We start from the raw sequence: 23,417 nt of genomic DNA, 5'->3' as shown, positions 1-23,417 counted from the left end.
GGCAAACGTGCCCTGCCTAATATCGCGCATTTGAACGCGGGACTACTATGGGCACAGACGAAAGGAAATCATGTCCGAACAGGAATTTCTCCAGCCACGCAGGCGTACCGAAGAGCAGAGTCAGGAACTGCCTCAAGCGGCGACGAATGATCAGGATTTTAACGTTGATGACCTGCTTGATGACATCGATTCGATCCTCGAAGAAAATGCCACATCCTTTGTTCAGGGCTTTGTGCAAAAGGGCGGCCAGTGATTCCACGCCGGATCATGGGGCTTGAGACGGAATATGGCCTTCTCTGTGCTTCTAAAACTGCTGGCTATCCGGTCGTTGATGCCGAGGAGGCCGCTCATGAGCTCTTCGCCCCACTGCTGAAAAGAACGCGCTCGACGAACGCATTCCTTCCCAACGGTGCGCGGCTCTATCTCGATGTGGGTGCTCACCCGGAGTACGCGAGCGCCGAATGTGATGATCTTGGGGACCTACTGGCTAATGATCGCGCCGGTGACGAGCTTTATGTTCGGATGGCGCGTAAGGCTGAAGAAAAGTATGCGGAGTTGGGCGGGCAGCTCCACCTGTTCAAGAACAATATAGATTCTTATGGCAATTCTTATGGTTGCCACGAAAACTATTTGGTGCGTAGGCGCCGGGACTTTCGGGCGCGTATTGATTCTTTGATTCCCTTTTTTGTAACCCGGCAGATCCTGGTGGGTGCCGGTTATTTGCAGGTCAGTGACGACGGCGCGAGGTATAAGATTTCCCAGCGTGCAGACATTATGAACGACGCCGTTTCCGCCGCAACAACGCGCTCTAGGCCCATGATTAACACACGGGACGAGCCGCATGGAGATGCGGAACTGTACCGGCGTATGCATGTGATTGTTGGCGATTCAAACATGTCGGATACGACGACGGCGCTCAAGTTTGGTGCAACCGAGGCACTTTTACACGTGATTGAAGCGGGTAAGAGGCTGCCGACTCGGGAGCTAGCAGATCCGGTCTTGGCCATTAGGCAGGTTTCTGCCGACGCGACCGGGCGCGCCTTGCTAGAGCTGAAAGATGGTTCCACGATGACGGCCGTGGAAATTCAGCGTGAGGTGTTTGAGCTCGTCCGCGATCATTTTGCGGCCCATGGTTGGCTCGATAAGTTGGACCCTATCCGGGCATATGTGTTCGACCTTTGGGGAAGAACACTACTGGCATTAGAACGTGATGAGCCTGAAAAGGTCTCGACGGAAATTGAGTGGATTGCCAAACTCTTGCTCTTAGAACGCTACGCTGAGCGTCTTGGCGCCGATCTCGGTGATCCGCGAATTCAACGCCTCGACTTGGCTTGGCACGACATCACGTCGGCGGGTCTGCGAGGCCCACTAGAAAAAAGCGGTGGGTTGACAACGTTGCTCAGTGCGGAGCGCATTGAGGAAGCGATGTCGATTCCACCGCAAACTACGCGCGCCAAGCTACGTGGTGACTTCGTCGCTCTTGCCATGGATAGCCGCCGTGATTACATGGTTGATTGGATGAATGTGCGCTTGGTCGATGAGTCCGGCGCGCACCAGATACTTCTGAAAGATCCATTCTCTGCGGTTGATGAGCGGGTTGAGGGTTTGATGGAGATCATGGACAGTGCGTAAGGCAAAACGTGCCCTGCTGATCATCGCCGGTTTCATTCTTGGCTGCTTGATGGGCTTTGCGATCTCAGCTATTCAATACCGTATCGACGTGGTGGAAGCCCCGCTCGTGGCCGGCATAGAAGGTGATTTTGGTTCAACCGTAACTGCGAATGTGGAGGGCCATGTTAATTTTCGCGACGGCGAGGACCTTGTTGCTGCGACGATGACGGTTGAAGAGGAGGGTAACGGGCGGGTCATTGAGCCGGGGCAGCAAATTTTCGCCCGTGTCACTACTTTTCATGTCGATGCGGAAGGTAGGGCGACCTCGATTGATGAAACAGAGATTCTCGGCTCTGCAACAAGCGAAACTTTGGGTGAGAACGAGCCCTATATTATCGGCGAGGCCGAAGGCAGCAGAATCGTGGTTGTCCTGCCTGAAACGGCACGCACCGGCCTCATTCGCGTCATTGATGTATTGCCGACTGTTCTCCAGGGTGAGCACGGGATAGTTGACGCCCGCGATGGCTTGCCTTCACTATCATCTGGCGAGGATGGTATTCCGGTTGTTGAATCTGGTGGTGGGCAAATAGCTACGTTCGCAGATAACGTCATTATTTCTGGCTACGGACAACAAATTGAGCCCAGTGATTCCGTGATCATCAACTATATGATCGTTAGGCCTAACGGCTCTGTCATTGAAAGTACGTGGAATCATCCTCAACCGACGGTGCTTAACGTGGACGAGGTTTTCCCTGGTTTGCACACGGCCCTCGTCGATTCCCGCGTCGGTACACGCATGGTTGTAGCAGTACCAGCGGCACTTGCTCAAGGCCAGGACGATGTTGCCCTCGTTATTGACGTGCTGGGCAAACTTCGCGCAGAGAGCTAGTTTCCGGGCGCTGTTGGACAATAATGTCAGCCTCACGGTCGGAAGGAAATTCTGCCAATAACTCCTCTTCTTGCCGAGCCCACACCTGCCAATAATCGCTCCAGTCGTAAGGGTCGCGCTCTTCAACCCGCTTCCGGCGTATGTTCTCATCAACCTCGATCCAAACGGTTGCATCCAGATGCGGGCGTACAAGCTTGGATGTCGATCCGCACCCTACAATCAGGGCAGCATCAATCTGCGTGGAATGTGGCAGCTGAATTGGCTCAGCCCACTCACCGGCGTACCAATCCCACGGTGTGGCTATCGCCTCCCCGTTCGCTCGAAGCCCGCTTGCGATGTGAGCAATCCCTCCGATATCCCTGCTCAGCCCATGCCAGCCACCAATAAAGTCCTCCACTTCAACGCAGTCAACTGCGAGCGGTGCAAGCTCGGTAGCAAGCTGTTGCGCAAACGTGGTCTTCCCAGATCCCGAACGACCATCAATCCCGATGAGTACTGGCATGCTTGCATCGGTCATAAGTTCTGAGACTCGGGCGAATGCGTCTTGATATGTGCGCGCTACGTACGCACCGTGAGCGTTTGTCATAGGGAACACGATAATTGGCGGTACGATTATCCGGTAATCAGTGAAGGAGCAGGAGTGGCTATTCGAGTTATCCCGTGTTTGGACGTTTCGCACGGCCGCGTGGTCAAAGGCGTGAACTTTGAAAATCTTAAGGACGCGGGCGATCCCGTTGAGCTTGCGGAAAAATATGGCCAGATGGGCGCCGATGAGATGACTTTCCTTGACGTGTCGGCATCGGTGGAGAACCGTGGCGCGCTGCTCGATGTTGTCCGTAAAACTGCCGAATATGTGAGGGTTCCGCTGACCGTTGGTGGTGGGGTTCGCAGTGTCGACGACGTGCGATCACTTCTCGAAGCAGGTGCTGACAGGGTGGGGATCAACACGGCTGCCCTCTCGCGTCCCGAACTTCTTGCGGAAGTCGCGGAGGAATTTGGACAAGTTACTACCCTGTCCGTGGATGCTCGTCGAGAAGAAGGCATGCCGTCCGGTTTCGGCGTGACTACTCATGGCGGAACGAAGTCCGCCGGGATGGATGCGATCGAATGGGCCGTTCGAGCAACAGAACTGGGCGCTGCGCAAATTCTCCTCAATTCTATGGACGCTGACGGCACTACGAACGGTTTCGATATTGAGGTGATCGAAAAAGCTCGCTCAGTACTTACGGTTCCTATCATCGCTTCCGGTGGGGCTGGAACCGCTGAGCACTTCGTTGAAGCAGCGAAGGCGGGAGCCGACGCCGTACTGGCCGCTTCCGTCTTCCATTTCGGCATGCTGACCGTGCGGGAAGTCAAGCAGACGCTTGCCGATGCCGGCTTTGAGGTCCGCCTGTGACCGAGCTCCCTGCAGAAATTGCCGAACGCGTGAGATTCGATACGCAAGGCCTGGTTCCCGCGATTATTCAGGATCGTGACAGCCGTGATGTTCTCATGCTCGGCTATATGAACGACGTTGCCTTGCACCGTACGCTCACGACGGGGCGGGTCTGGTTCTGGTCGCGCTCACGGCACTCCTATTGGCGTAAGGGCGATACGTCCGGCGCTATCCAACTCATACACTCCGTGGAGGTGGACTGCGATGGCGATGCCATCCTCGTGCAGGTGACCCAAAGGATAGCCGCCTGCCACACGGGCAAGTGGCGCTGCTTTGATGAAGGTGGTGCCTTGCCAGCCGTCGATGCCGATGAGCTTGACTCCGAACATCGTGAATAAAAAGCGCGTTGACAACGAGGAGTTATAAGAGAGGATCGAATGAGGAATTTTACCTGGGGGCAGATCCGGCCACGGCTCGACGAATTTGAGCAGCTTGGCAAAAGTAGGCGTGTCATCCCGGTCGTGACCAAAGTTTTCCTCGACGACGCGGCGCCAGTTGCGCTATATCGCGCGCTTGCCGATTCCAAGGTTGGGACGTTCTTGCTTGAAAGCGCCGAATCGGATGGCTCCTGGTCGCGGTGGTCCTTGATCGGCGTGTCCTCACGCGCATGGATGACCACGTTTGAGGGAAAGGCCGCCTGGCACGGTGATGTTCCAGAAGGTATCCGCAAGGATGGCACCACCCTCGACGTGCTCAATAGTGCCCTTGCCGAGCTCACCAGTGAGCCGATCGACGGCCTTCCACCACTCACCGGCGGCCTCGTTGGTACGCTCGGGTGGGACACGCTCTACGACTGGTGGCCAAGCCTGCGCCGCGAAACGCCCTCCGACCACGTGACTCCGGATGCGGCGCTTTGCCTAGCCGACGACGTCGTTGCGGTTGATCATCGCGAAAACTGCGTGTGGATCATCGCCAACGCAATCAACCGGAACAATACGCCGGAGGGTATTGAACGGGCTTGGCATGACGCCGTCGAACGGGTCAATGCCATCAAAGAACGCCTGAACCGTCCACGATCGGCTCATCCGGCAACCGTCACCCAGTCTGACGTGCCCGAGCCGCAGTGGAATATGAGTCAGGAAGAATTTGAACAGAAGATCCGCGCCACCCAAGATTACATTGCCGAAGGGCAGGCCAGCCAGATTGTCATCTCTCAGCGTGCAGATATCGAATCGCCAGCCGATCCGCTTGAAGTGTACAAGGAGCTCAGATCGATCAACCCGAGCCCGTACATGCTCTACCTGCGACTACCCGACGGCACGCAAACAGGATTTACGCTCGTGGGATCGTCGCCAGAAACACTCGTACGGGTGGCAGAGGGGCAGGTCATGACGTTCCCAATCGGTGGCACTTGCCCGCGGCCCGCCGACCCGCTCGATGATGCCCGCGTCATCGAGGAGCTCAAGGCCGATCCGAAAGAGGTCCACGAACACATGATGCTCGTGGACCTGTCAAAAGAAGACCTGGCAAAGGTGTGCGAGCTAGGCACCATTGAGGTTGTAGACAAGATGAACATCAAGAAGTTCTCACACGTCATCCACATCACCTCCACTGTGATCGGTGAGCTCCGCAATGGAGTAACGAGCGCGGACTGCCTAGCGGCCACGTTTCCTGCCGGTACGCTCTCGGGAAGCCCTAAGCAACGAGCAGTTGAGATTATCGACGAACTTGAGCCCACGCGTCGCGGAGTATTCGGTGGCGTGACCGGCTACTTTGATTTTTCAGGCAACTCGGATTTGGCGATCACGATTCGAACTGCGGTTATCAAGGACGGCCGGGCGTCAGTGCAAGCCGGCGCGGGCGTCGTCGCGGAATCGGACCCGGAATACGAATACCACGAAACGCGCAACAAGGCGGGTGCCTCAATTAAAGCAATTCAAATCGCATCCCAACTAGCGAAATAACGGAGTCGAATACGTGAGCGCCGGTAAAGTTGGGCGCGGGAAGGAAATTTATGACGGTTTTAGATGACATTATTGCGGGCGTACGGGAAGATCTGGCCAAGCGTGAAGCGGCAGTCAGCCTCGACCAACTCAAGGAGCAGGTCACGAACGTGAGTAGCCCGCTCGATGTGGTGGCACGCCTCAAACCTGCCGATGGTGCAGTGCAGGTCATTGCCGAAGTTAAGCGTAAGAGCCCATCGAAGGGAGCTCTTGCCGACATCCCGGATCCGGCCGATCTTGCCGGAATTTATGAACAGGGCGGGGCTGCAGCTATTTCCGTATTGACCGAGGAACGCCGCTTTGGCGGTAGCCTTGCCGACCTCGACGCCGTGCGTGAGCGTGTAGATATCCCGGTGCTGCGCAAGGATTTCGTGGTCACGCCCTACCAGATTTGGGAAGCCCGCGCGCACGGGGCAGACATCGTGTTGATTATCGTGGCTGCACTTAACGACGACGATCTGAACTCTTTTATCGCGCAGGTGCACGAGCTCGGAATGACGGCACTCGTCGAAGCACACAATCGCGAGGAAGCGATCCGAGGCCTGGACGCTGGGGCGCGCGTCCTAGGAATCAATGCGCGAAACTTAAAGACGCTTGATGTGGACATGGCAACCTTCGACCACGTGGTTGACGTGGTTCCCGACACCGTGGTGTGCGTGGCCGAATCGGGCGTTGCCTCACCAACGGATATGCTGAACTACGCGCGTTCGGGCGCAGATGCCGTGTTGATGGGTGAAGTGCTCGTGACGGATGGAAATCCACTTCAGGCTGTGCGTGACATGGTTGCAGCTGGGAAGCAGCCGAACTGAAAGAGTAGGAACTATGCGAATTTCGGAAGAAACTGGGCCGTATTTCGGCGAATTTGGCGGGCGTTTCATCCCAGAGGCCCTTATGAAGGCACTGAACGACCTCGAAGAGGGGTGGCTCAAGCTCAAGGATGACCCCGAGTTCGCCTCCGAGCTCGACCATCTTCACCGCACGTATTCGGGCCGACCATCGATTATCACCGAAGCGCCGCATTTTGGTGAGCGCTATTGCGGTGGATCGCGCATTATCCTCAAGCGGGAAGATCTCAATCACACCGGATCACACAAGATCAACAACGTGCTCGGCCAGGCTCTCCTCACGCGCTCGATCGGAAAGAACCGCGTGATCGCCGAGACGGGCGCGGGTCAGCACGGAGTGGCAACAGCGACGGCGGCCGCGCTGCTTGGACTTGAGTGCGTGGTCTACATGGGCGCCAAAGACGTCAAGCGCCAGGCGTTGAACGTGGCGCGGATGGAGCTGCTAGGCGCCAAGGTTATTTCTGTGGAAACGGGATCGCAAACACTCAAGGATGCGATTAACGAAGCCTTCCGTGACTGGGTAACCAACGTTGAAAGCACGAATTATATTTTTGGCACGGCTGCGGGCCCGCATCCGTTCCCGAGTCTGGTTCGCGATTTGCAGCGGATCATCGGCGATGAAGCGCGTGCACAGATCCTCGATCTAACGGGGGAACTTCCAGACGTCGTCACGGCATGTGTGGGTGGTGGTTCTAACGCGATTGGAATGTTCACCGCGTTCCTAGATGATCCCACAGTACGCATCGTGGGCGCGGAAGCCGCAGGCGATGGTTTTGACACTGGACGGCATGCTGCTTCAATCACCCAAGGTGATGTGGGTGTCTTGCACGGCGCGAAAACTTATGTTCTTCAAGACGACGATGGCCAGACTGTCGAATCGGTGTCAATTTCAGCCGGCTTGGACTATCCGGGCGTTGGCCCGCAGCATGCCTCGCTTGCCAAATCTGGCCGGGCAGAATACTGGCCAATTTCGGACGCCGAGGCGATGGATGCCTTCGCGAAGCTCTCACGCTCCGAGGGAATTATTCCCGCGATCGAGTCCGCTCACGCGCTCGCAGTGGCGATCAAGATTGGCGAGGAAGCGGCGAAGAACGGTGAGAAACTGACGATCGCCGTTTCGCTGTCCGGCCGCGGTGATAAAGACATGGAAACGGCCATGGAGTACTTTGACCTGGGCAAGGGTACGCAGGAGGATAACAAGTGACCGTATACGTGGTAGACCAAATCGAGCGCGCGCGGGCGAATAACCACGCGGCTTTCATCGCTTACCTCTCCGGTGGATTCCCGGATGTTCAAGGTTCGATAGACGCGGCAAAGACGGTGATCGACGCCGGCGCGGATATTGTGGAAATTGGCTTCCCTTATTCTGATCCGACTATGGATGGCGTGATCATTCAGGAATCGGGCCAAAAGGCGCTCGAGCGTGGTCTTAAGCGCGGTGACATGTTCCACATCGTCGAAGAGGTTGCACAAACTGGCGCCGCCGTCGTCATCATGACGTACTACAATCCAATCTTTGTGTACGGCGTTGACAACTTTGCCCGCGATTTGGCCAATGCTGGGGGAGCTGGGCTCATTACGCCCGACCTGATTCCCGAGGAAGCCGGCGATTGGATCGAAGCTTCCGACAAGTATGATCTTGAACGTATCTTTTTGGTAGCACCCACGTCGACCGACGAGCGGATCAAGAAAACAGTCGACGCGACGCGCGGTTTCGTCTACGCGGCATCGCGAATGGGCGTGACCGGAGTGCAGACTTCGGTCGAATCCTCTGCTGAGGCTCTTGTAAGGCGCACGCGTAAAGCTGGGGCGAAGAACGTGTGCGTCGGGATCGGTGTGTCGAACCGGGAACAGGCACTCGAAGTTAGCCGCTATGCCGACGGGGTGATCGTCGGATCGGCGCTGGTGAAGACTCTCGTTGACAACGACGGCGATAAGGAAGCTGGTTTGCGTGAGCTTCGCAAGGCAGCCGAAGATATCGCGGCTGGTGCTCACGCAATCCGAGAGAGTTAACTGATGCAGACAGCCATACCGTCACCATCGATTTCTGCTATTTCTATCGGTCCGCTCGATATCAGGTTCTACGCACTGGCGATCGTGGTGGGAATCGTCGTCGCCTGGTGGGTCGGTGATCGGCGCTACACCAGGTGGGGCGGGCCGGAAGAGGTCTCTGTTGATGTCTCAGTTTGGATGGTGCTCTTCGGCATTATCGGCGCGCGAATTTATCACGTAATTACCACTCCCGATCCGTACTTTGGGCCCGGCGGAGATTTCACGAAAGCTTTCCGGATTTGGGAGGGCGGACTCGGAATCTGGGGAGGTATCGCACTTGGCGCAGTAGGTGGGTATATTGCATTGCACCGCAGGGGGCTGAGGTTTGCGCCATTTGCTGACGCTCTAGCTCCCGGTGTATTAATCGCGCAGGCAATCGGCCGACTAGGTAACTATTTCAATCAGGAATTGTTCGGAAAACCAACGGACCTGCCATGGGCTTTGAAGATTGACGAGTCGAATATTCCTGCCGGATATCCACCTGGAACTACCTTTCATCCGACATTCCTTTACGAGGCGCTGTGGGTGCTTGCCATGGCGGCGCTGCTCGTATGGTTGGAAAAACGATTCAGGCTCCGAGGCGGCCAAACAGCCATTATGTACGTCATCTTGTACACCGTGGGAAGAGTGTGGATCGAGAATCTACGTATTGATGAGGCACAGATTTTTGCCGGTCTTCGACTCAATGTGTGGACATCGATCGTCGTGTTTGTTCTTGCTGTGTTGTGCTTTGTTCTTCTGACGATGTACCTCAAGAAACATCCGGAACTCGGAGATATTTACCTCGATGGGCGTGACCTGACACAGGCAGCAGAGGAAACCGAGACGCAAGACGAGACCGGGGCGGCCGACGTCGAGCCGGAGACTAGCCAAAAGGAAACAGAAGGTAAACAGGACAAATAACCGTGCTCGAGCTCTCTCGTGTACGTGTTTGATCAGGTAAGGTGGAATCATGCGTAGAGCCAAGATTGTTTGTACCCTCGGTCCAGCCACAGACACCAAAGAGCGAATTGTGGAGCTTGTGAAAGCGGGAATGAACGTAGCCCGCATTAATGCTTCTCACGGAACTCATGACGAGCACGAAAAGCGCATTGATTGGGTGCGCGAAGCGGCGGAAGAAACAGGTAAAGCCGTTGCCGTGCTCGTTGATTTGCAAGGGCCGAAGATCCGGTTGGGCACCTTCGAATCCGGCCCCGTGCTGCTGGAAAAGGGTGACATTTTTACCATTACCACGGAAGATGTGCCAGGGGATAAGGAGCTAGTGTCGACCACCTTTAAGGGCCTTCCCGGCGACTGCAATCCCGGCGATCTTATTTTGATCGACGACGGCAAGGTGCAGGTGCGCGTTAAAGCAGTTAACGGTCCGGAAGTGGTCACAGAGGTTCTTATTGGCGGAACCGTTTCGAACAACAAGGGTGTGAATCTTCCGGGTGTGGCGGTCTCAGTTCCCGCGCTTTCGGAGAAAGACAAGATCGATCTGGAGTGGGCACTCAATTATGGCGCGGATATTTGCGCGCTGTCATTCGTTCGCTCGGCGGAGGACGTCAAGGACGTTCACGAGATCATGGACATGGTCGGACGGCGAATCCCCGTTATTGCGAAAATTGAAAAGCCGCAGGCCGTGACTGTTCTCGATGAAATCGTGCGAGTCTTTGACGGCATTATGGTGGCCCGCGGAGACTTGGGTGTGGAGCTTCCGCTGCAGCAGGTGCCGATCGTGCAAAAGCGTGCGATTAATATTGCGCGCCGAAATGCTAAGCCGGTTATTGTCGCTACTCAGGTGCTCGAGTCGATGATTACCTCTCCAACACCGACCCGCGCGGAAACTTCCGATTGTGCGAATGCGATCCTTGACGGCGCTGACGCGGTGATGCTTTCAGGTGAAACTTCGATCGGTAAATACCCGATCATTTGTGTTCAGACCATGGCCTCTATTATTGAGTTCACCGAAGAACACGGTTTGGAATCCATTCCGAAGATTGGCAACCTACATCGTACGCGCAACGGTGTGATCACTCGTTCCGCGGTGGATATCGGTGAAGCGCTGGGCGTCAAATTCCTTGCGGTGTTCACCTCCTCCGGGCAAACGGCACGCCGAATGGCTAGGCTACGCGCTCGGATTCCGCTGCTTGTGTTCACGCCGTCGGACGATGTACGCCAACGCCTTGAGCTGACGTGGGGCGTGCAGACTATCATCACGCCAGAGGTGGCTAATACGGATGAGATGGTTGAACAGGTGGACGTCAGCTTGCGCGAACGCGGACTGGCAGAAGACGGCGATCGCGTCGTGATCGTCTCGGGAATGCCGCCCGGGAAGGTCGGATCAACGAATACGATTCGTATCCACAAGATGGGTGAGACCTTCCGGAGCGACCTTTAGATTGGACGTGTGAGGAATCTCCACATATAGGAGAGCTGTTTCTTGCTCGGATAGCAGTAGGATCATTAGCGTCCATTGCTCCGGTGGTGGAATTGGCAGACACACTGCACTCAAAATGCAGCGCTGAAAGGCATGCGGGTTCGAGTCCCGCCCGGAGCACTCAGATGTGCACGTCTTAATTAACGAGCTTTCTTCAGAGCGCGGATTTATACTATTGATTGGAAAGGTACCTGTTTTCGCAGGTCGTTAGCTTCATTGAGATTGGAGGAAGGCGTGAAAGATTCAGTAGCGGGCGCCAAGGTGGAAAGAATCAAAGATGATACTGACCCCGCAACCGTGCGCGCCCTGGTCGTCGAAGATGAGACCCTGATTCGGCTTGATATCGTAGAAACCTTACAAGATGCCGGCTACACAGTTGTAGGCGAAGCTGCTTCCGGTGATCAGGCCATCACGCTCGTTGAAGAGCACGATCCGGACCTCATCGTGATGGACGTGAAGATGCCCGGAATGGACGGGATCACCGCTGCCAAGAAGATTTTGTCCGAACAGCAAACTGCAATCGTGATGCTCACGGCGTTCTCACAAAAGGAGCTTGTTGAACGTGCCCGCGATGCTGGCGCTATGGCCTATGTCGTCAAGCCGTTCACGCCGGAAGATCTTATTCCGGCAGTTGAAATTGCTCTTTCCCGTTCGCGAGAAATCGCGTCGCTTGAAAATGAAGTGGCCTCGCTTTCGGAGAAATTCGAAACGCGCAAGCGGGTCGATCAGGCGAAGGGGCTTTTGCAGGAACAGATGGGGCTGACTGAACCCGAAGCGTTCCGCTGGATTCAAAAAACTTCGATGGACCGCCGGTTAACCATGCGCGAAGTAGCGGACGCCGTCATCGAGCAGGTCGGGGATAAGTAGAAGGAGCCTCAGGGTGTCATGTAAACGCAGGTGAGCCGGCCGGATGCGGTGAGTTTACCTTCCGCGTCAGTTACGTCAACGTTTGAGACGAAGATGGTCTGTCCGCACTTAACTACGCTCGCCCGAGCGCGCATGATTCCAGACGCATTGGCTTTCAGGTGAGAGACGGACAGTTCGAGGCCGACGGCGACCTTGCCGATTGGTGCGTTTGCCTGAGCAAGAAGTGAGCCAGCGTGTTCGACGACGACGCCGTTCATTCCGCCGTGGAGTAAACCGTGGGGTTGGCGCAGACCGGCGGTGGATAACTCAATTTCGCACTCGTCTGGATTGTTAGTAATGACCTCGATGCCGAGAGTTTTGGAAAGTTCTGTCCAGTTTTGGCTCATGGTGCAAGTGTAGTTGTCGGAAACGCGCGATAGGGTAGTGAACGTGAATAACAAAACTCTTCTTGTACTCGATGGGCATTCGCTGGCATTCCGATCATTTTTCGCATTGCCCGCAGACAGTTTCGTGACCGACCAGGGGCAGTACACGAACGCCGTGCATGGTTTCCTCTCCACGCTTTTGAAGCTGGTTGCAGATTTATCGCCCACTCACATCGCGGTAGCTTTTGACTTGCCAGGGGGCACTTTCAGAACTCGCGAATATGCCGAATACAAGGGCGGCCGAGCTGCGACGCCCGAAGAGTTTAAAGGGCAAATATCTGTCATCCAAGAAGCACTCGACGTGATCGGTGTGTCGTGGCTGACCTATGAGGACTACGAGGCGGACGACATCGTGGCCACGCTGGCCACTCGGGGCGAAGCTGCAGGTATGGAGGTTTACATTGCGTCGGGTGATAAAGATACCTATCAGCTTGTTGATGATTCGATCACGCTGATGTATCCCATGCCACGGTCGCAAATGGCGGTATACACACCGGAAGTAGTTGAGCAAAAAACGGGTGTCACTCCTCAAATGTATTCCGACCTTGCCGCACTCGTGGGTGAAGATGCCGATAATATCCCTGGTGTTCCACTTTGGGGACCAAAAACTGCCGCTAAGTGGCTCAATCATTACGGTTCGCTCGAAGCGCTGCTCGAGAATGCCGATGAAATTGGCGGAAAAACCGGCCAGAACTTACGCGATAACATCGATGCAGTGCGGCGTAATCGCAAGCTCAACGATTTGGTGCGCGAACTACCGATTGTTGAGGATCTTGACGAGCTTGAACCGCGTGGCGTTGACAGAGAGGCAATGCACCAGCTGTTCGACACGCTAAATTTCACCACCATGCGCGAGCGGGTGTTGAAAGAACTTCCGATGCGCGACGGCGAATCTCACGGAGAAGGAGATAGCCCGGAGCTGCTAGAAGTTACTTCGATTGCTGCGGGATCTATACCGCTTCAACAATTCCTAACCGAACACGAAGGGCCGTGGGCCCTTGACGTCGTGGGAAACAGGGATCCGCTTCGGGGCGACGTAGAGCATTTTGCGATTGCAGCCCCCGACCGTTCAGTGTTCTACGGCGATAGATTGAGCCTCGACGACGGCGATGAGAAAGCTCTCGTCGCTTTTTTGGAAGATGCGAATCAGGCGAAGATTGGCCACGGAATGAAAGGGATAGCACACGCCTGGGCGGGTGTTGGAATCACCTTGCGCGGAATTGTTGCCGACACCGAAATTGATGCTTATCTGTTACACCCCGATCAACGCAAATACGACGTCGAAGATCTGGCCCAACGCTACCTGAATTACGATTTGGCTACGCTGACTGGCTCCGGTGACACCCTTGGAATCGGTGAGGATGGCACGATAATCGATAGCCCGATCGCGCCACGAGCTGGAATTTTGCACGACTTGCGCGCCGCCTTCGACGCGGAACTTGACAACGTGGATCCTGACGGGATGCTGATCGAACTCGAACTGGCAGTATCTCAGCTTCTGTACGAGATGGAAACCGCAGGAATAGCGGTCGATCAGGACAGGCTCTCCTCGCTCTACCACGATTTCAACACGAGGGTGGAGGACGCCCAAGACCGCGCATACGCGGCCATCGGAGATGACTCGGTCAATCTCTCAAGCCCGAAGCAACTCCAAGAGGTTCTCTTTGACAAATTGGATCTGCCGAAGACGAAGAAAACGAAGTCGGGATATACCACTAACGCGGATGCCCTTGCAGATCTATTTGCGAAGATTGCACCACGCGAAGATGACGCCGCGCGAGCCGGCCAAGAATTTCTGGCCGGGCTTATGGAACACCGTGAAGCGATCAAGCTTCGCCAGTCTGTCGAAGGATTGCAACGTTCAATCCTTGACGACCAGCGGATCCACACCACCTTCCAGCAGACGGTTGCCGCAACGGGCCGCCTGTCGTCGACCGATCCGAATCTGCAAAATATTCATACCCGCACCGAAGAAGGCCGCCAAATTCGCGAAATCTTCGTGCCTGGCGAGGGCTTCGACTACCTGATGACAGCCGACTATTCGCAAATCGAGATGCGCTTGATGGCTCATCTGTCTCATGACACCTCGCTGATTAACGCTTTCAACGAGGGGGCGGATTTGCACAATTACGTGGCCGGGCGAGTCTTCGGCGTTGACGAAGATGCTGTGACAGGGGAGCAGCGTTCAAAGATCAAGGCGATGAGCTACGGGCTTGCCTACGGTTTGTCTGCATATGGCCTGTCCCAACAGTTACGGATCTCCGTGGGTGAGGCTGACCGGCTGATGAATGATTACTTCGAACGCTTTGGTGCCGTACGTGACTATCTGGACGAGGTGGTAGTTCAGGCTCGAAAGGATGGCTACACCTCGACGATTATGGGCCGCCGGCGTTATCTTCCCGGCCTCACCAGCCAGAATCGGCAGGTGCGAGAATCCGCCGAACGCATGGCTCTTAACGCACCTATTCAAGGATCAGCGGCCGACATTATCAAGTACGCCATGGTGCTCGTCGATGATGCAATTACCAAAGCAGGTCTCGAATCACGCATGCTCTTGCAAATTCACGACGAACTGGTGTTTGAGATTAAAGCGGAGGAGGCCGAAGCGCTTGAAGAAATCGTGCGCGAACACATGGGGCAAGCAGCTCAGTTGAGCGTGCCGCTATCGGTAGGTATAGGCATCGGCCGTAACTGGCGCGACGCAGCACACTGATTTAGCTTCTACAGCCGAAAATAATCGTGCCGGGAACTTTTGCGGAGCGGATTGGCCCCCAGGCGCCCCACACGACTTTGCGATCTGCGGGCCATTCGGGTTCGATGCACTCCTCGATATGAAAGCCTGCATCGGTCAAGGCGTTCACGTGGTCAGCCAGAGTGTGGTGGAAGTGCGCGTATTCAAGTTCCCCATCCGAGCGGCGCTCAAGATATGGCGTGCGATCAAAATACGAATGGAAGACCTCGAAAGAGTTTGGATTGTCCGCAAAAATCCACTTCACCGGGTGTGAGCAGGAAAAAATCCATCGGCCCAATGGTTTAAGGACCCTGCGTATTTCGCAGTGGAGTTCCCTCAGCTCAGAAATAAAATCGATCGCACCGAAACTTGTAAAAACAACATCGAACCGCCCGTCGTCATAGGGCAGGTTACGTGCGTCCGCCATATCCACGGGAAAACTGACTTCATGTTTGGCGTTCAGACTCAGTGCTGCGTCAACCATGCCCGGCGCAATATCACTGGCAGTTACGTCTAAACCCTTGAGCGCAAGATAGCGCGAACACTGCGCCGCACCAGCTCCGATTTCCAGTATCGAGGAGTTTGTTAAAGATTCCGGTGTTCCGAGCAATTCGACATTCTGTTCGCGTAGACCTTCCGGGCCCCAAATGAAGTCTGTCTCACCGAGAATTGAGCCGAATTCGCCGAGATAGTCATCGGCATTATCGGACCACCATCTACTGTTTGCTTGCCCGAAATGATCGTATGGGTAAACGGGAGTGAAACCTGCGCTCAATGAAACCTCCAAGTGTGGGCAAATCGGCAGTTAGGGGCAGTATCGCGCTTGAACAATGGTTCCATCTACCCGTAAACTTGTCGATTGGTGCCACTGGCCTGCACTGGCTGGGGCACCGTGTCCAATTGTCCATACTAGTAAATTATCCGGAGTCACCAACTCTATGACCACGAACAATCAGGCCCAAGAGGTCGCCATCAACGACATCGGCACAGAAGAAGAACTCATCGCCGCTGTCGATGAAACAATCAAATACTTTAACGATGGCGACATCGTCGAAGGCACAGTAGTCAAGGTCGACCGGGACGAAGTCCTTCTCGATATCGGCTACAAGACTGAGGGTGTTATCCCTTCCAAAGAACTTTCCATCAAGCACGACATCGACCCAGATGATGTTGTTGAAGTTGGTGACCAGATCGAAGCCCTCGTTCTCCAGAAGGAGGACAAGGAGGGCCGTCTTCTCCTGTCGAAGAAGCGTGCGCAGTACGAACGCGCATGGGACAAGATCGAAGAGGTCAAGGAAGCCGACGGCGTCGTCACCGGAACGGTGATTGAGGTCGTTAAGGGCGGCTTGATTCTCGACATCGGTCTGCGCGGCTTCTTGCCGGCTTCGCTCGTTGAGATGCGCCGCGTTCGTGATCTGCAACCCTATATCGGCCGCGAACTTCAGGCGAAGATCATCGAGCTGGATAAGAACCGTAACAACGTTGTTCTTTCCCGCCGTGCCTGGCTCGAGCAGTCGCAATCGGAGATTCGCGCACACTTCCTGGATTCCCTGCAAAAGGGTCAGGTCCGCGAAGGTGTTATCTCCTCGATCGTCAACTTCGGTGCATTCGTTGATCTCGGTGGAGTTGACGGTCTCGTTCACGTTTCCGAGCTGTCCTGGAAGCACATTGACCACCCCTCCGAGGTTGTCGAAGTCGGCCAGCCTGTCACTGTCGAGGTTCTCGACGTCGATATGGATCGCGAGCGCGTGTCGCTGTCGCTTAAGGCCACGCAGGAAGATCCGTGGCAGACATTCGCTCGTACCCACCGCATTGGTCAGATTGTGCCGGGCAAGGTCACAAAGCTGGTTCCGTTCGGCGCATTCGTGCGAGTCGAAGATGGTATCGAAGGCCTCGTTCACATTTCCGAGCTGGCACAGCGGCATATCGATCTGCCTGAGCAGGTTGCCAAGGTTAATGACACCGTTTTCGTCAAGGTGATCGATATCGATCTCGAACGCCGGCGTATCTCGCTTTCGCTGAAGCAGGCCAACGAGGGCGTGGATCCGAATTCGGACGACTTCGATCCGTCGCTGTACGGCATGACCGCCGAGTACGACGAGGACGGCAACTACAAGTATCCAGAAGGCTTCGACCCCGAAGCCAACGAGTGGCTTGAAGGCTACGAGGAGAACCAGGCTGCGTGGGAGGCCGAGTACGCCGAGGCGGAAGCTCGCTGGATTGCCCACAAGGAGCAGGTAGCGCAGCATCAGGAAGCTGACGCTGAGGCAGCCGACTCCGACCATCACGTCGGAACAGCTGAGGATGTTCAGGCCTCTTACACGGCAGATGCCGAGGCACCTGGCACACTCGCATCCGATGAGGCACTAGCGGCACTTCGCGAGAAGCTAACCGGCAACTAGAGCTCATACTTCAAATGGGGGCACCGTGCGGTGCCCCCATTTCTGTGACGTGAATCCTTCACTTTTCAATTACGCAAGGATAGGCTTTCGTTTATGCATGATGTGAAGATTTTTGAACGAGAGCGGGTCATGCACGGACTGACCCCGAGGTCTGGCCGTGTTACTGAGGTGGATGCCGTTGCCGGCTTCCACCGGTTCGTCGTCGAAGGGGATGACTTCGAAACAATGGCCTCGCTTTCTCCAACTGACCATTTCAAGATTGTTATGGATGAAAGCTGTGGTGCTGCAGATGTGCGGCAAAAACCGGATGGTGGCTTGGATGTGCCCGCCGGGTGCGTCAAACGTGATCTGACACCACGGTGGCTGGATGGCTCACGGCTCGTTTTCGATATCGTCGAACACCCGGAAGGCCCGTTGATGGACTGGGTTCGCGCAGCTCGCTGCGGAACTAAAATTACGACGATCGGCCCGCGCGGTTCCAAGTTGATTCCCAATTCGCCTAGGTTGCTTCTCGGTTCAGACTCGAGTGCGTTGCCGGCGTTGGCACGATGGCTCGAGACAGCGTCGGCCGAACATATTGACATTGTCATTAACTGCCCGGATGTTGATGCGCTAGAGTACCTAGCAGATCTTATCCACGGTGAGAATGTGCAGGTTCATGACGTGTCAACCGATCCGGGCAGGACAGTTGAGCTACTTAAGACGATTAATCCAACCTGCGATACTTACGCATGGTTTGGAGGCGAAGCCACCTGGCTCATTGAACCGCGCCGCTGGTTGCGTAACGAGTCACGAATCGACAAGAAAAATATTGACATGACGGGTTACTGGAAGCGTGGAGTACAGGGCCATGACCATCATGCGCCGATCGACCCACGCGAAGAAGTAGCTACAGCGTAGACAAGCTCTATCCGGATCGCCTTCGGTAAACTTGGCGTATGCGCATTTTATTGACGGCGTTCGGGCCTTTCGGCTCTCATACATACAACCCGACAGAACACGTCGCCCGACTCGTGGGGCAACGGTGGAATAGGCCAGAGCAATTCGTGGTTGAGATTCTGCCAGTCGAATACGAGGCGGCTCGCCAACGGGTTATTGGCCTCGGACCATTCGATGTGCATCTTGGGCTTGGACTTGCCGCTGACCGGGACGTGCCGACGCTGGAGCGCTTCGCGATGAATCGGCAGGATGCGCCGACACCTGATAATGCCGGTCACGTGGCGTTAGGAAACAGTATTGATGAATCGGCGCCGCTTGCATTCGAGACTACCTTGCCGTTCCGGCGCCTCATCGAGAGTGCAAACGCAACTGGATATCAACTGAAAGAATCGCGTACAGCAGGGCTGTATGTATGCAACACTGTGTTGTTCTGCGGGATACAGACGTCAAAGCGCGCCGGCTTTCTTCACCTCCCACCAGCAGAAGCTTTTTCCGTGGAGGAAGGTGCGAAACTTGTTGAGCTACTCCTTGTTGCGACGTTGGAGGAACCATGCTGACACTGGCCTTGACGGGCGGAATAGGCTCGGGAAAATCGTTCGTTGCTTCGATATGGCAGGAGCTCGGCGCTCATGTTGTCGACGCCGACCAGGTGGCACGCGAAATAGTCGAACCAGGTACCCCTGCCCTAGAGAAGATTACGGAACGTTGGGGGAGCGCCGTCATCGGCGACGACGGTCGCCTTGATCGAGCTACCATGGCACAGATTGTTTTTTCGAATGAGGCCGAGCGAAAAGCGTTGAATGCGATGACACACCAAGCTGTTGCACGCAAAGTACGTGACCGCCTTGGCGCGCTGAGAAAAAGCGAGCCGAGCGGCGTCGTCGTTTATGACGTGCCACTCCTTGTAGGGCAGCCCAATCAGTTTGCGATGACCGCAAACGTAGCGGTGAGTGCGTGCGAAAAGATCCGAATCGAACGGCTTATGAACACCCGGGGAATGTCAGAAGAAGAAGCCCAAGCGCGGATCAACTCCCAGGCAACTGACGAGGACCGTGCAAGCATCGCGGATGTCGTCATCGTGAACGAGGCAAGTGCCGAAGAGTTGAGAAAGACCGCCATCCAGATCTGGCAGACGTGGATTGTACCCTTCCGCGATCAGCTGGCCACCGGTACCTTTGTGGATCACGCGCTCCAAGAAAATGCCCGCGTGTTTTATCAGACAGAGAGCGAGCTTCAGGTCCGGCGGCTCAGTGCTTTGGGGGTGGATACATTGAGGATCAATACGGCCGACGAAGCTGGAACGCTTGTGCTATCTGGACGCACCGAAAACCTTGACCGAGCCGGCTGGATTCAGCAGGGCAATATCTGGCGCCACGCGAATCCCGCATTGGATCTGCAGGCAAGGGTTTCCCTTCCGGCAAACTGAATGCGCGATTGTCGGAGTCAGGTACTAGCCTTAAGCCATGCGACCAGTCAGCGATATTGTCCGCGCCGAAGCGCCCTTTGAGGTTATTTCCGAATACACGCCTTCCGGTGATCAGCCTCAAGCGATTAAGGAGCTCGCCGAGCGAATTAACAACGGTGAAAGCGACGTCGTTTTGCTCGGAGCTACCGGTACGGGCAAATCGGCGACGACGGCGTGGCTCATCGAGCAGATTCAGCGGCCAACCTTGGTGATGGCTCCGAATAAGACGCTCGCCGCGCAGCTGGCCGCCGAATTTCGGGAACTGTTGCCGAATAATGCGGTTGAGTACTTCGTTTCCTATTACGACTACTACCAGCCCGAAGCTTATGTTCCGCAATCGGATACGTATATCGAAAAGGATTCCTCAATTAACGACGAGGTTGAACGCCTTCGCCATTCCGCCACGAACTCTTTGTTAACCAGGCGCGACGTCGTCGTGGTCGCCTCAGTTTCGTGCATTTACGGCCTTGGAACTCCGCAAGAATACGTCGACCGAATGGTACAGCTAGAGGTTGGGCAAGAACTCGATCGAGACGCGCTTTTGAAGCAATTTGTTTCAATGCAGTACACGCGTAATGACATGGCCTTCACTCGGGGGACATTCCGCGTGCGTGGCGATACCGTCGAAATTATTCCGGTATACGAAGAATTGGCGGTAAGGATCGAGTTTTTTGGTGACGAGATTGACGCGATATCTCTACTGCATCCGCTCACGGGAAACGTGATTCGTGAATCGGATCACGCCCATATTTTTCCAGCATCGCATTACGTAGCAGGCCCGGAGCGCATGGAGCGCGCGATGGGATCCATCAAGCAGGAACTCGAGATTCGCCTTGAGGAATTTCGAGAGCAAGGCAAGCTGCTTGAAGCCCAGCGCCTAGAAATGCGGACTACTTTCGATGTAGAAATGATGCGTAATCTTGGCACATGTTCGGGGATCGAGAACTACTCGCGCCACATTGATGGTCGAGGGCCGGGAACGCCACCCCATACGCTTCTTGATTATTTTCCGGAAGATTTCGTGCTGGTCATCGACGAATCGCATGTGACGGTCCCGCAGATCGGTGCTATGTATGAGGGCGATATGTCTCGAAAACGCACGTTGGTCGAATACGGTTTTCGCTTGCCGTCGGCTATGGATAATCGGCCTTTGAAATGGGAAGAATTCCTCGAACGAATTGGGCAAACGGTTTATCTTTCGGCAACACCGGGCAAATATGAGCTCGAGAAATCTGATGGGGTTGTCGAGCAGATCATTCGCCCCACGGGGTTGGTTGATCCGGAGATCATCGTCAAGCCAACGAAAGGGCAGATTGATGACCTGCTGGAGGAAATTCGGATTCGAGCTGACCGTGACGAGCGTGTACTCGTCACCACATTGACGAAGAAAATGGCGGAAGATCTGACCGATTACATGATCGAACGAGGGGTCAGAGTGGAATATCTACATTCTGACGTCGACACCCTGCGCCGCGTGGAACTTCTACGCGAATTACGCCTCGGCAAGTTTGACGTCCTCGTTGGAATTAACCTTTTGCGCGAGGGTCTCGACCTTCCCGAAGTGTCGTTAGTTTCCATTCTCGACGCGGATAAGCAAGGTTTCCTTCGATCAACAACATCCCTCATTCAGACGATTGGCCGTGCGGCGCGTAACGTTTCGGGCCAGGTACACATGTATGCCGATGAAATCACGGCCAACATGAAGGAAGCGATCGACGAAACCAACCGCCGTCGTGATAAACAGCTTGCCTATAATCGCAAGCACGGAATTGACCCGACGCCGCTGCGCAAGAAAATCTCCGACGTCACTGACATGCTCGCGCGCGAGGATGTTGACACCCAACAGTTGCTCGATGGCGGCTATCGAAAAGAAACGTCGATGAGCGAGCGTCTGCCGCAAGACGGCCGAGAAATCCGCCAACTTCTCGAAGACCTTACCGAACAGATGCACGCGGCTGCCGAACAGCTTCAGTTTGAGCTCGCCGCGCGCCTTCGAGACGAAATTGAGGATGTCAAGAAAGAACTGCGCCAGATCGATAGCGTGTGATGTTCTGAATCACACGGCCCTACCGGTTACGAACGCGGCGCCGTGGGCTATCATCGAATCAGACGGAGGGGAGTATTCCCACCCAACATCGACTCGTCAATACGGCGTTTGCCCGGGTCGAGGCCTTGAGTAAAACAAGGCGGGAAGAGACCTCCGGTACTACAACTTGACGTACCGGAAGGATACTCCATGTCCACGTTTCAAACCGCGTTGCTCACCGCTCGCAACTCTGCGGAAGCGATGGAAGTGCACACCTGGGAATGGTTCGCGCTATTCGCCATCATCATCGTATTAATTGCTTGGGATCTCCTTGGGCACGTGCGCAAGCCACACGAGCCGACCCTTAAAGAAGCTGCCATTTGGTCCACTTTCTACATCGTGATTGCCCTACTATTTGGCGTCCTGATGTATTTCCGGCATAGCCCGGAGTTTGCAACGGAATATTTTGCTGGCTATCTGACTGAAAAGTCACTGTCTCTTGACAATATATTCGTTTTCATCATTATTATCGCCGCCTTCAGGGTTCCCAGAATCTATCAGCAGAAGGTTGTCATGTGGGGTATCGTCATCGCCCTCGTGCTACGTTTTGCATTCATCATGCTAGCCGCAGCGATTATCGAACAGTTCGCTTGGGTATTCTTTATCTTCGGCGCTTGGATGCTGTATACCGCAATCGACCAGATCAAGGATGGTATCGAGCAAGAAAAGGACCGGCGCAACCCTCATGCTCTAGATCCCTCAAGCGAATATGAACCGAATGCGCTTACTCGCTTCGTCTCGCGTATCTTCAGGGTGACCGACGGTTATGTCGGGCAACGCCTCGTGGTTCGGCGTGGTGGCAAGACCTGGATCACGCCGCTCATGCTCTGCGTCATCTCGATCGGCTCAATCGACATCATGTTCGCGCTCGATTCGATTCCCGCGATTTACGGCCTGACCCAAGAACCGTTTATCGTCTTTGCCGCCAACGCGTTCTCACTCCTTGGTTTGCGTCAGCTCTATTTCCTCGTTGATGGACTGTTGGACCGCCTGATTTATCTGCACTTTGGCTTGGCGTTCATTCTCGGCTTCATCGCTTTGAAACTCATTATTCACGCCTTCCACGGTTACGACATGCTTCTGTTTATTCCCGAACCATCGCCGCTGCAATCGACCGCGGTGATTCTCAGTGCGATCGGCATGACCGTGATTGTTTCTATTTGGGGCTCCAAGAAATGGCCAACCCTGAATTCGCCAGCGGATGCTGCCGCCGAAATTGGCCCGCACGAAAAACCCAAACCGTCCTTGGATCCGGAGGCGAATAGCTCGGATCCCTTGAAAGACGGGCCGGGTAACGCGTGGAAATAA

At 55.2% G+C, this 23,417-nt stretch carries 22 protein-coding genes and 1 tRNA gene; 20 read left to right on the top strand and 3 right to left on the bottom strand.

The window, feature by feature from the left end:
- Nucleotides 1-70: 70 nt before the first annotated feature.
- Genes J2S70_RS00495 through J2S70_RS00485 form a run of 3 tightly spaced genes read left to right on the top strand, consistent with a single transcriptional unit; the run spans nt 71 to nt 2,500 of the window.
- Nucleotides 71-253 carry a ubiquitin-like protein Pup gene (locus J2S70_RS00495; protein WP_307681796.1) on the top strand — a complete coding sequence of 61 codons (183 nt, stop codon included), beginning with the start codon at nt 71-73 and terminating at the stop codon, nt 251-253.
- Nucleotides 250-1,632, top strand: a complete 1,383-nt coding sequence (gene pafA / locus J2S70_RS00490; RefSeq protein ID WP_307681795.1) for a Pup--protein ligase — start codon at nt 250-252, stop codon at nt 1,630-1,632. Before J2S70_RS00495 ends, pafA begins: the two co-directional genes overlap by 4 nt.
- Nucleotides 1,625-2,500 carry an FKBP-type peptidyl-prolyl cis-trans isomerase gene (locus J2S70_RS00485; RefSeq protein ID WP_307681794.1) on the top strand — a complete coding sequence of 292 codons (876 nt, stop codon included), beginning with the start codon at nt 1,625-1,627 and terminating at the stop codon, nt 2,498-2,500. The genes pafA and J2S70_RS00485 overlap by 8 nt, the downstream gene beginning before the upstream one ends.
- Here J2S70_RS00485 and J2S70_RS00480 read toward each other — a convergent pair.
- Nucleotides 2,463-3,086, bottom strand: a complete 624-nt coding sequence (locus tag J2S70_RS00480; RefSeq protein ID WP_307681793.1) for a uridine kinase family protein — start codon at nt 3,084-3,086, stop codon at nt 2,463-2,465. The genes J2S70_RS00485 and J2S70_RS00480 overlap by 38 nt on opposite strands.
- A 54-nt stretch (nt 3,087-3,140) precedes the next feature.
- On the opposite strand from J2S70_RS00480, the gene hisF reads away from it, so the two are divergent.
- The 10 genes from hisF to J2S70_RS00430 all read left to right on the top strand — a co-directional run bounded on the left by hisF (nt 3,141) and on the right by J2S70_RS00430 (nt 12,061).
- Nucleotides 3,141-3,896: an imidazole glycerol phosphate synthase subunit HisF gene (gene hisF, locus J2S70_RS00475; protein ID WP_307681792.1), complete on the top strand. Its 756-nt coding sequence runs from the start codon at nt 3,141-3,143 to the stop codon at nt 3,894-3,896.
- On the top strand, nt 3,893-4,273 hold the full coding sequence (gene hisI, locus J2S70_RS00470; protein WP_307681791.1) for a phosphoribosyl-AMP cyclohydrolase: 381 nt from the start codon (nt 3,893-3,895) through the stop codon (nt 4,271-4,273). Before hisF ends, hisI begins: the two co-directional genes overlap by 4 nt.
- Nucleotides 4,274-4,312: 39 nt before the next feature.
- Complete coding sequence (locus J2S70_RS00465; protein ID WP_307681790.1) at nt 4,313-5,839, top strand: chorismate-binding protein; 1,527 nt, start codon at nt 4,313-4,315, stop codon at nt 5,837-5,839.
- A gap of 50 nt (nt 5,840-5,889) precedes the next feature.
- The gene (gene trpC / locus J2S70_RS00460; protein ID WP_307681789.1) at nt 5,890-6,687 is read left to right on the top strand and encodes an indole-3-glycerol phosphate synthase TrpC; all 798 of its coding nucleotides are present in this window, start codon (nt 5,890-5,892) and stop codon (nt 6,685-6,687) included.
- 13 nt (nt 6,688-6,700) lie between these two features.
- Entirely contained in the window at nt 6,701-7,927 is a 1,227-nt protein-coding gene (trpB, locus tag J2S70_RS00455; RefSeq protein ID WP_307681788.1) for a tryptophan synthase subunit beta, read from the top strand.
- The gene (trpA, locus tag J2S70_RS00450) at nt 7,924-8,736 is read left to right on the top strand and encodes a tryptophan synthase subunit alpha (protein ID WP_307681787.1); all 813 of its coding nucleotides are present in this window, start codon (nt 7,924-7,926) and stop codon (nt 8,734-8,736) included. The genes trpB and trpA overlap by 4 nt, the downstream gene beginning before the upstream one ends.
- A gap of 3 nt (nt 8,737-8,739) precedes the next feature.
- Complete coding sequence (gene lgt, locus J2S70_RS00445) at nt 8,740-9,678, top strand: prolipoprotein diacylglyceryl transferase (protein ID WP_307681786.1); 939 nt, start codon at nt 8,740-8,742, stop codon at nt 9,676-9,678.
- Between the two features lie 49 nt (nt 9,679-9,727).
- Nucleotides 9,728-11,155, top strand: coding sequence for a pyruvate kinase (gene pyk, locus J2S70_RS00440; RefSeq protein ID WP_307681785.1), 1,428 nt, complete (start codon nt 9,728-9,730; stop codon nt 11,153-11,155).
- Nucleotides 11,156-11,232: 77 nt separating this feature from the next.
- A tRNA-Leu gene (locus J2S70_RS00435) sits at nt 11,233-11,314 on the top strand.
- Between the two features lie 150 nt (nt 11,315-11,464).
- Nucleotides 11,465-12,061, top strand: coding sequence for an ANTAR domain-containing response regulator (locus tag J2S70_RS00430; RefSeq protein ID WP_307683342.1), 597 nt, complete (start codon nt 11,465-11,467; stop codon nt 12,059-12,061).
- Nucleotides 12,062-12,069: 8 nt separating this feature from the next.
- Here the strand turns inward: J2S70_RS00430 and J2S70_RS00425 are convergent, their stop codons facing one another.
- A complete protein-coding gene (locus J2S70_RS00425) occupies nt 12,070-12,447 on the bottom strand; it encodes a PaaI family thioesterase (RefSeq protein WP_307681784.1) in 378 nt (125 codons plus the stop codon).
- Between the two features lie 43 nt (nt 12,448-12,490).
- Here J2S70_RS00425 and polA point away from each other — a divergent pair, with 43 nt between their 5' ends.
- Complete coding sequence (gene polA / locus J2S70_RS00420; protein WP_307681783.1) at nt 12,491-15,199, top strand: DNA polymerase I; 2,709 nt, start codon at nt 12,491-12,493, stop codon at nt 15,197-15,199.
- A 1-nt stretch (nt 15,200) separates the two neighbouring features.
- Here the strand turns inward: polA and J2S70_RS00415 are convergent, their stop codons facing one another.
- Nucleotides 15,201-15,992, bottom strand: a complete 792-nt coding sequence (locus J2S70_RS00415) for a class I SAM-dependent methyltransferase (protein WP_307681782.1) — start codon at nt 15,990-15,992, stop codon at nt 15,201-15,203.
- 163 nt (nt 15,993-16,155) lie between these two features.
- Here J2S70_RS00415 and rpsA point away from each other — a divergent pair, with 163 nt between their 5' ends.
- The 6 genes from rpsA to J2S70_RS00385 all read left to right on the top strand — a co-directional run bounded on the left by rpsA (nt 16,156) and on the right by J2S70_RS00385 (nt 23,417).
- Nucleotides 16,156-17,619 (top strand): 30S ribosomal protein S1, encoded by a 1,464-nt coding sequence (gene rpsA, locus J2S70_RS00410; RefSeq protein WP_307681781.1) that lies wholly within the window; start codon nt 16,156-16,158, stop codon nt 17,617-17,619.
- Between the two features lie 93 nt (nt 17,620-17,712).
- Nucleotides 17,713-18,519, top strand: coding sequence for a siderophore-interacting protein (locus tag J2S70_RS00405; protein WP_307681780.1), 807 nt, complete (start codon nt 17,713-17,715; stop codon nt 18,517-18,519).
- 38 nt (nt 18,520-18,557) lie between these two features.
- Nucleotides 18,558-19,115, top strand: a complete 558-nt coding sequence (locus J2S70_RS00400) for a pyroglutamyl-peptidase I family protein (protein WP_307681779.1) — start codon at nt 18,558-18,560, stop codon at nt 19,113-19,115.
- Nucleotides 19,109-19,984 carry a dephospho-CoA kinase gene (coaE, locus tag J2S70_RS00395; protein WP_307681778.1) on the top strand — a complete coding sequence of 292 codons (876 nt, stop codon included), beginning with the start codon at nt 19,109-19,111 and terminating at the stop codon, nt 19,982-19,984. The genes J2S70_RS00400 and coaE overlap by 7 nt, the downstream gene beginning before the upstream one ends.
- 37 nt (nt 19,985-20,021) lie before the next feature.
- The gene (gene uvrB / locus J2S70_RS00390) at nt 20,022-22,070 is read left to right on the top strand and encodes an excinuclease ABC subunit UvrB (RefSeq protein ID WP_307681777.1); all 2,049 of its coding nucleotides are present in this window, start codon (nt 20,022-20,024) and stop codon (nt 22,068-22,070) included.
- 240 nt (nt 22,071-22,310) lie between these two features.
- Entirely contained in the window at nt 22,311-23,417 is a 1,107-nt protein-coding gene (locus J2S70_RS00385; protein ID WP_307683341.1) for a TerC family protein, read from the top strand.

Source organism: Trueperella bonasi, assembly GCF_030811535.1.
In the GTDB taxonomy this organism is placed as follows: domain Bacteria; phylum Actinomycetota; class Actinomycetes; order Actinomycetales; family Actinomycetaceae; genus Trueperella; species Trueperella bonasi.
This window is presented reverse-complemented; position numbering and strand designations above follow the sequence as displayed.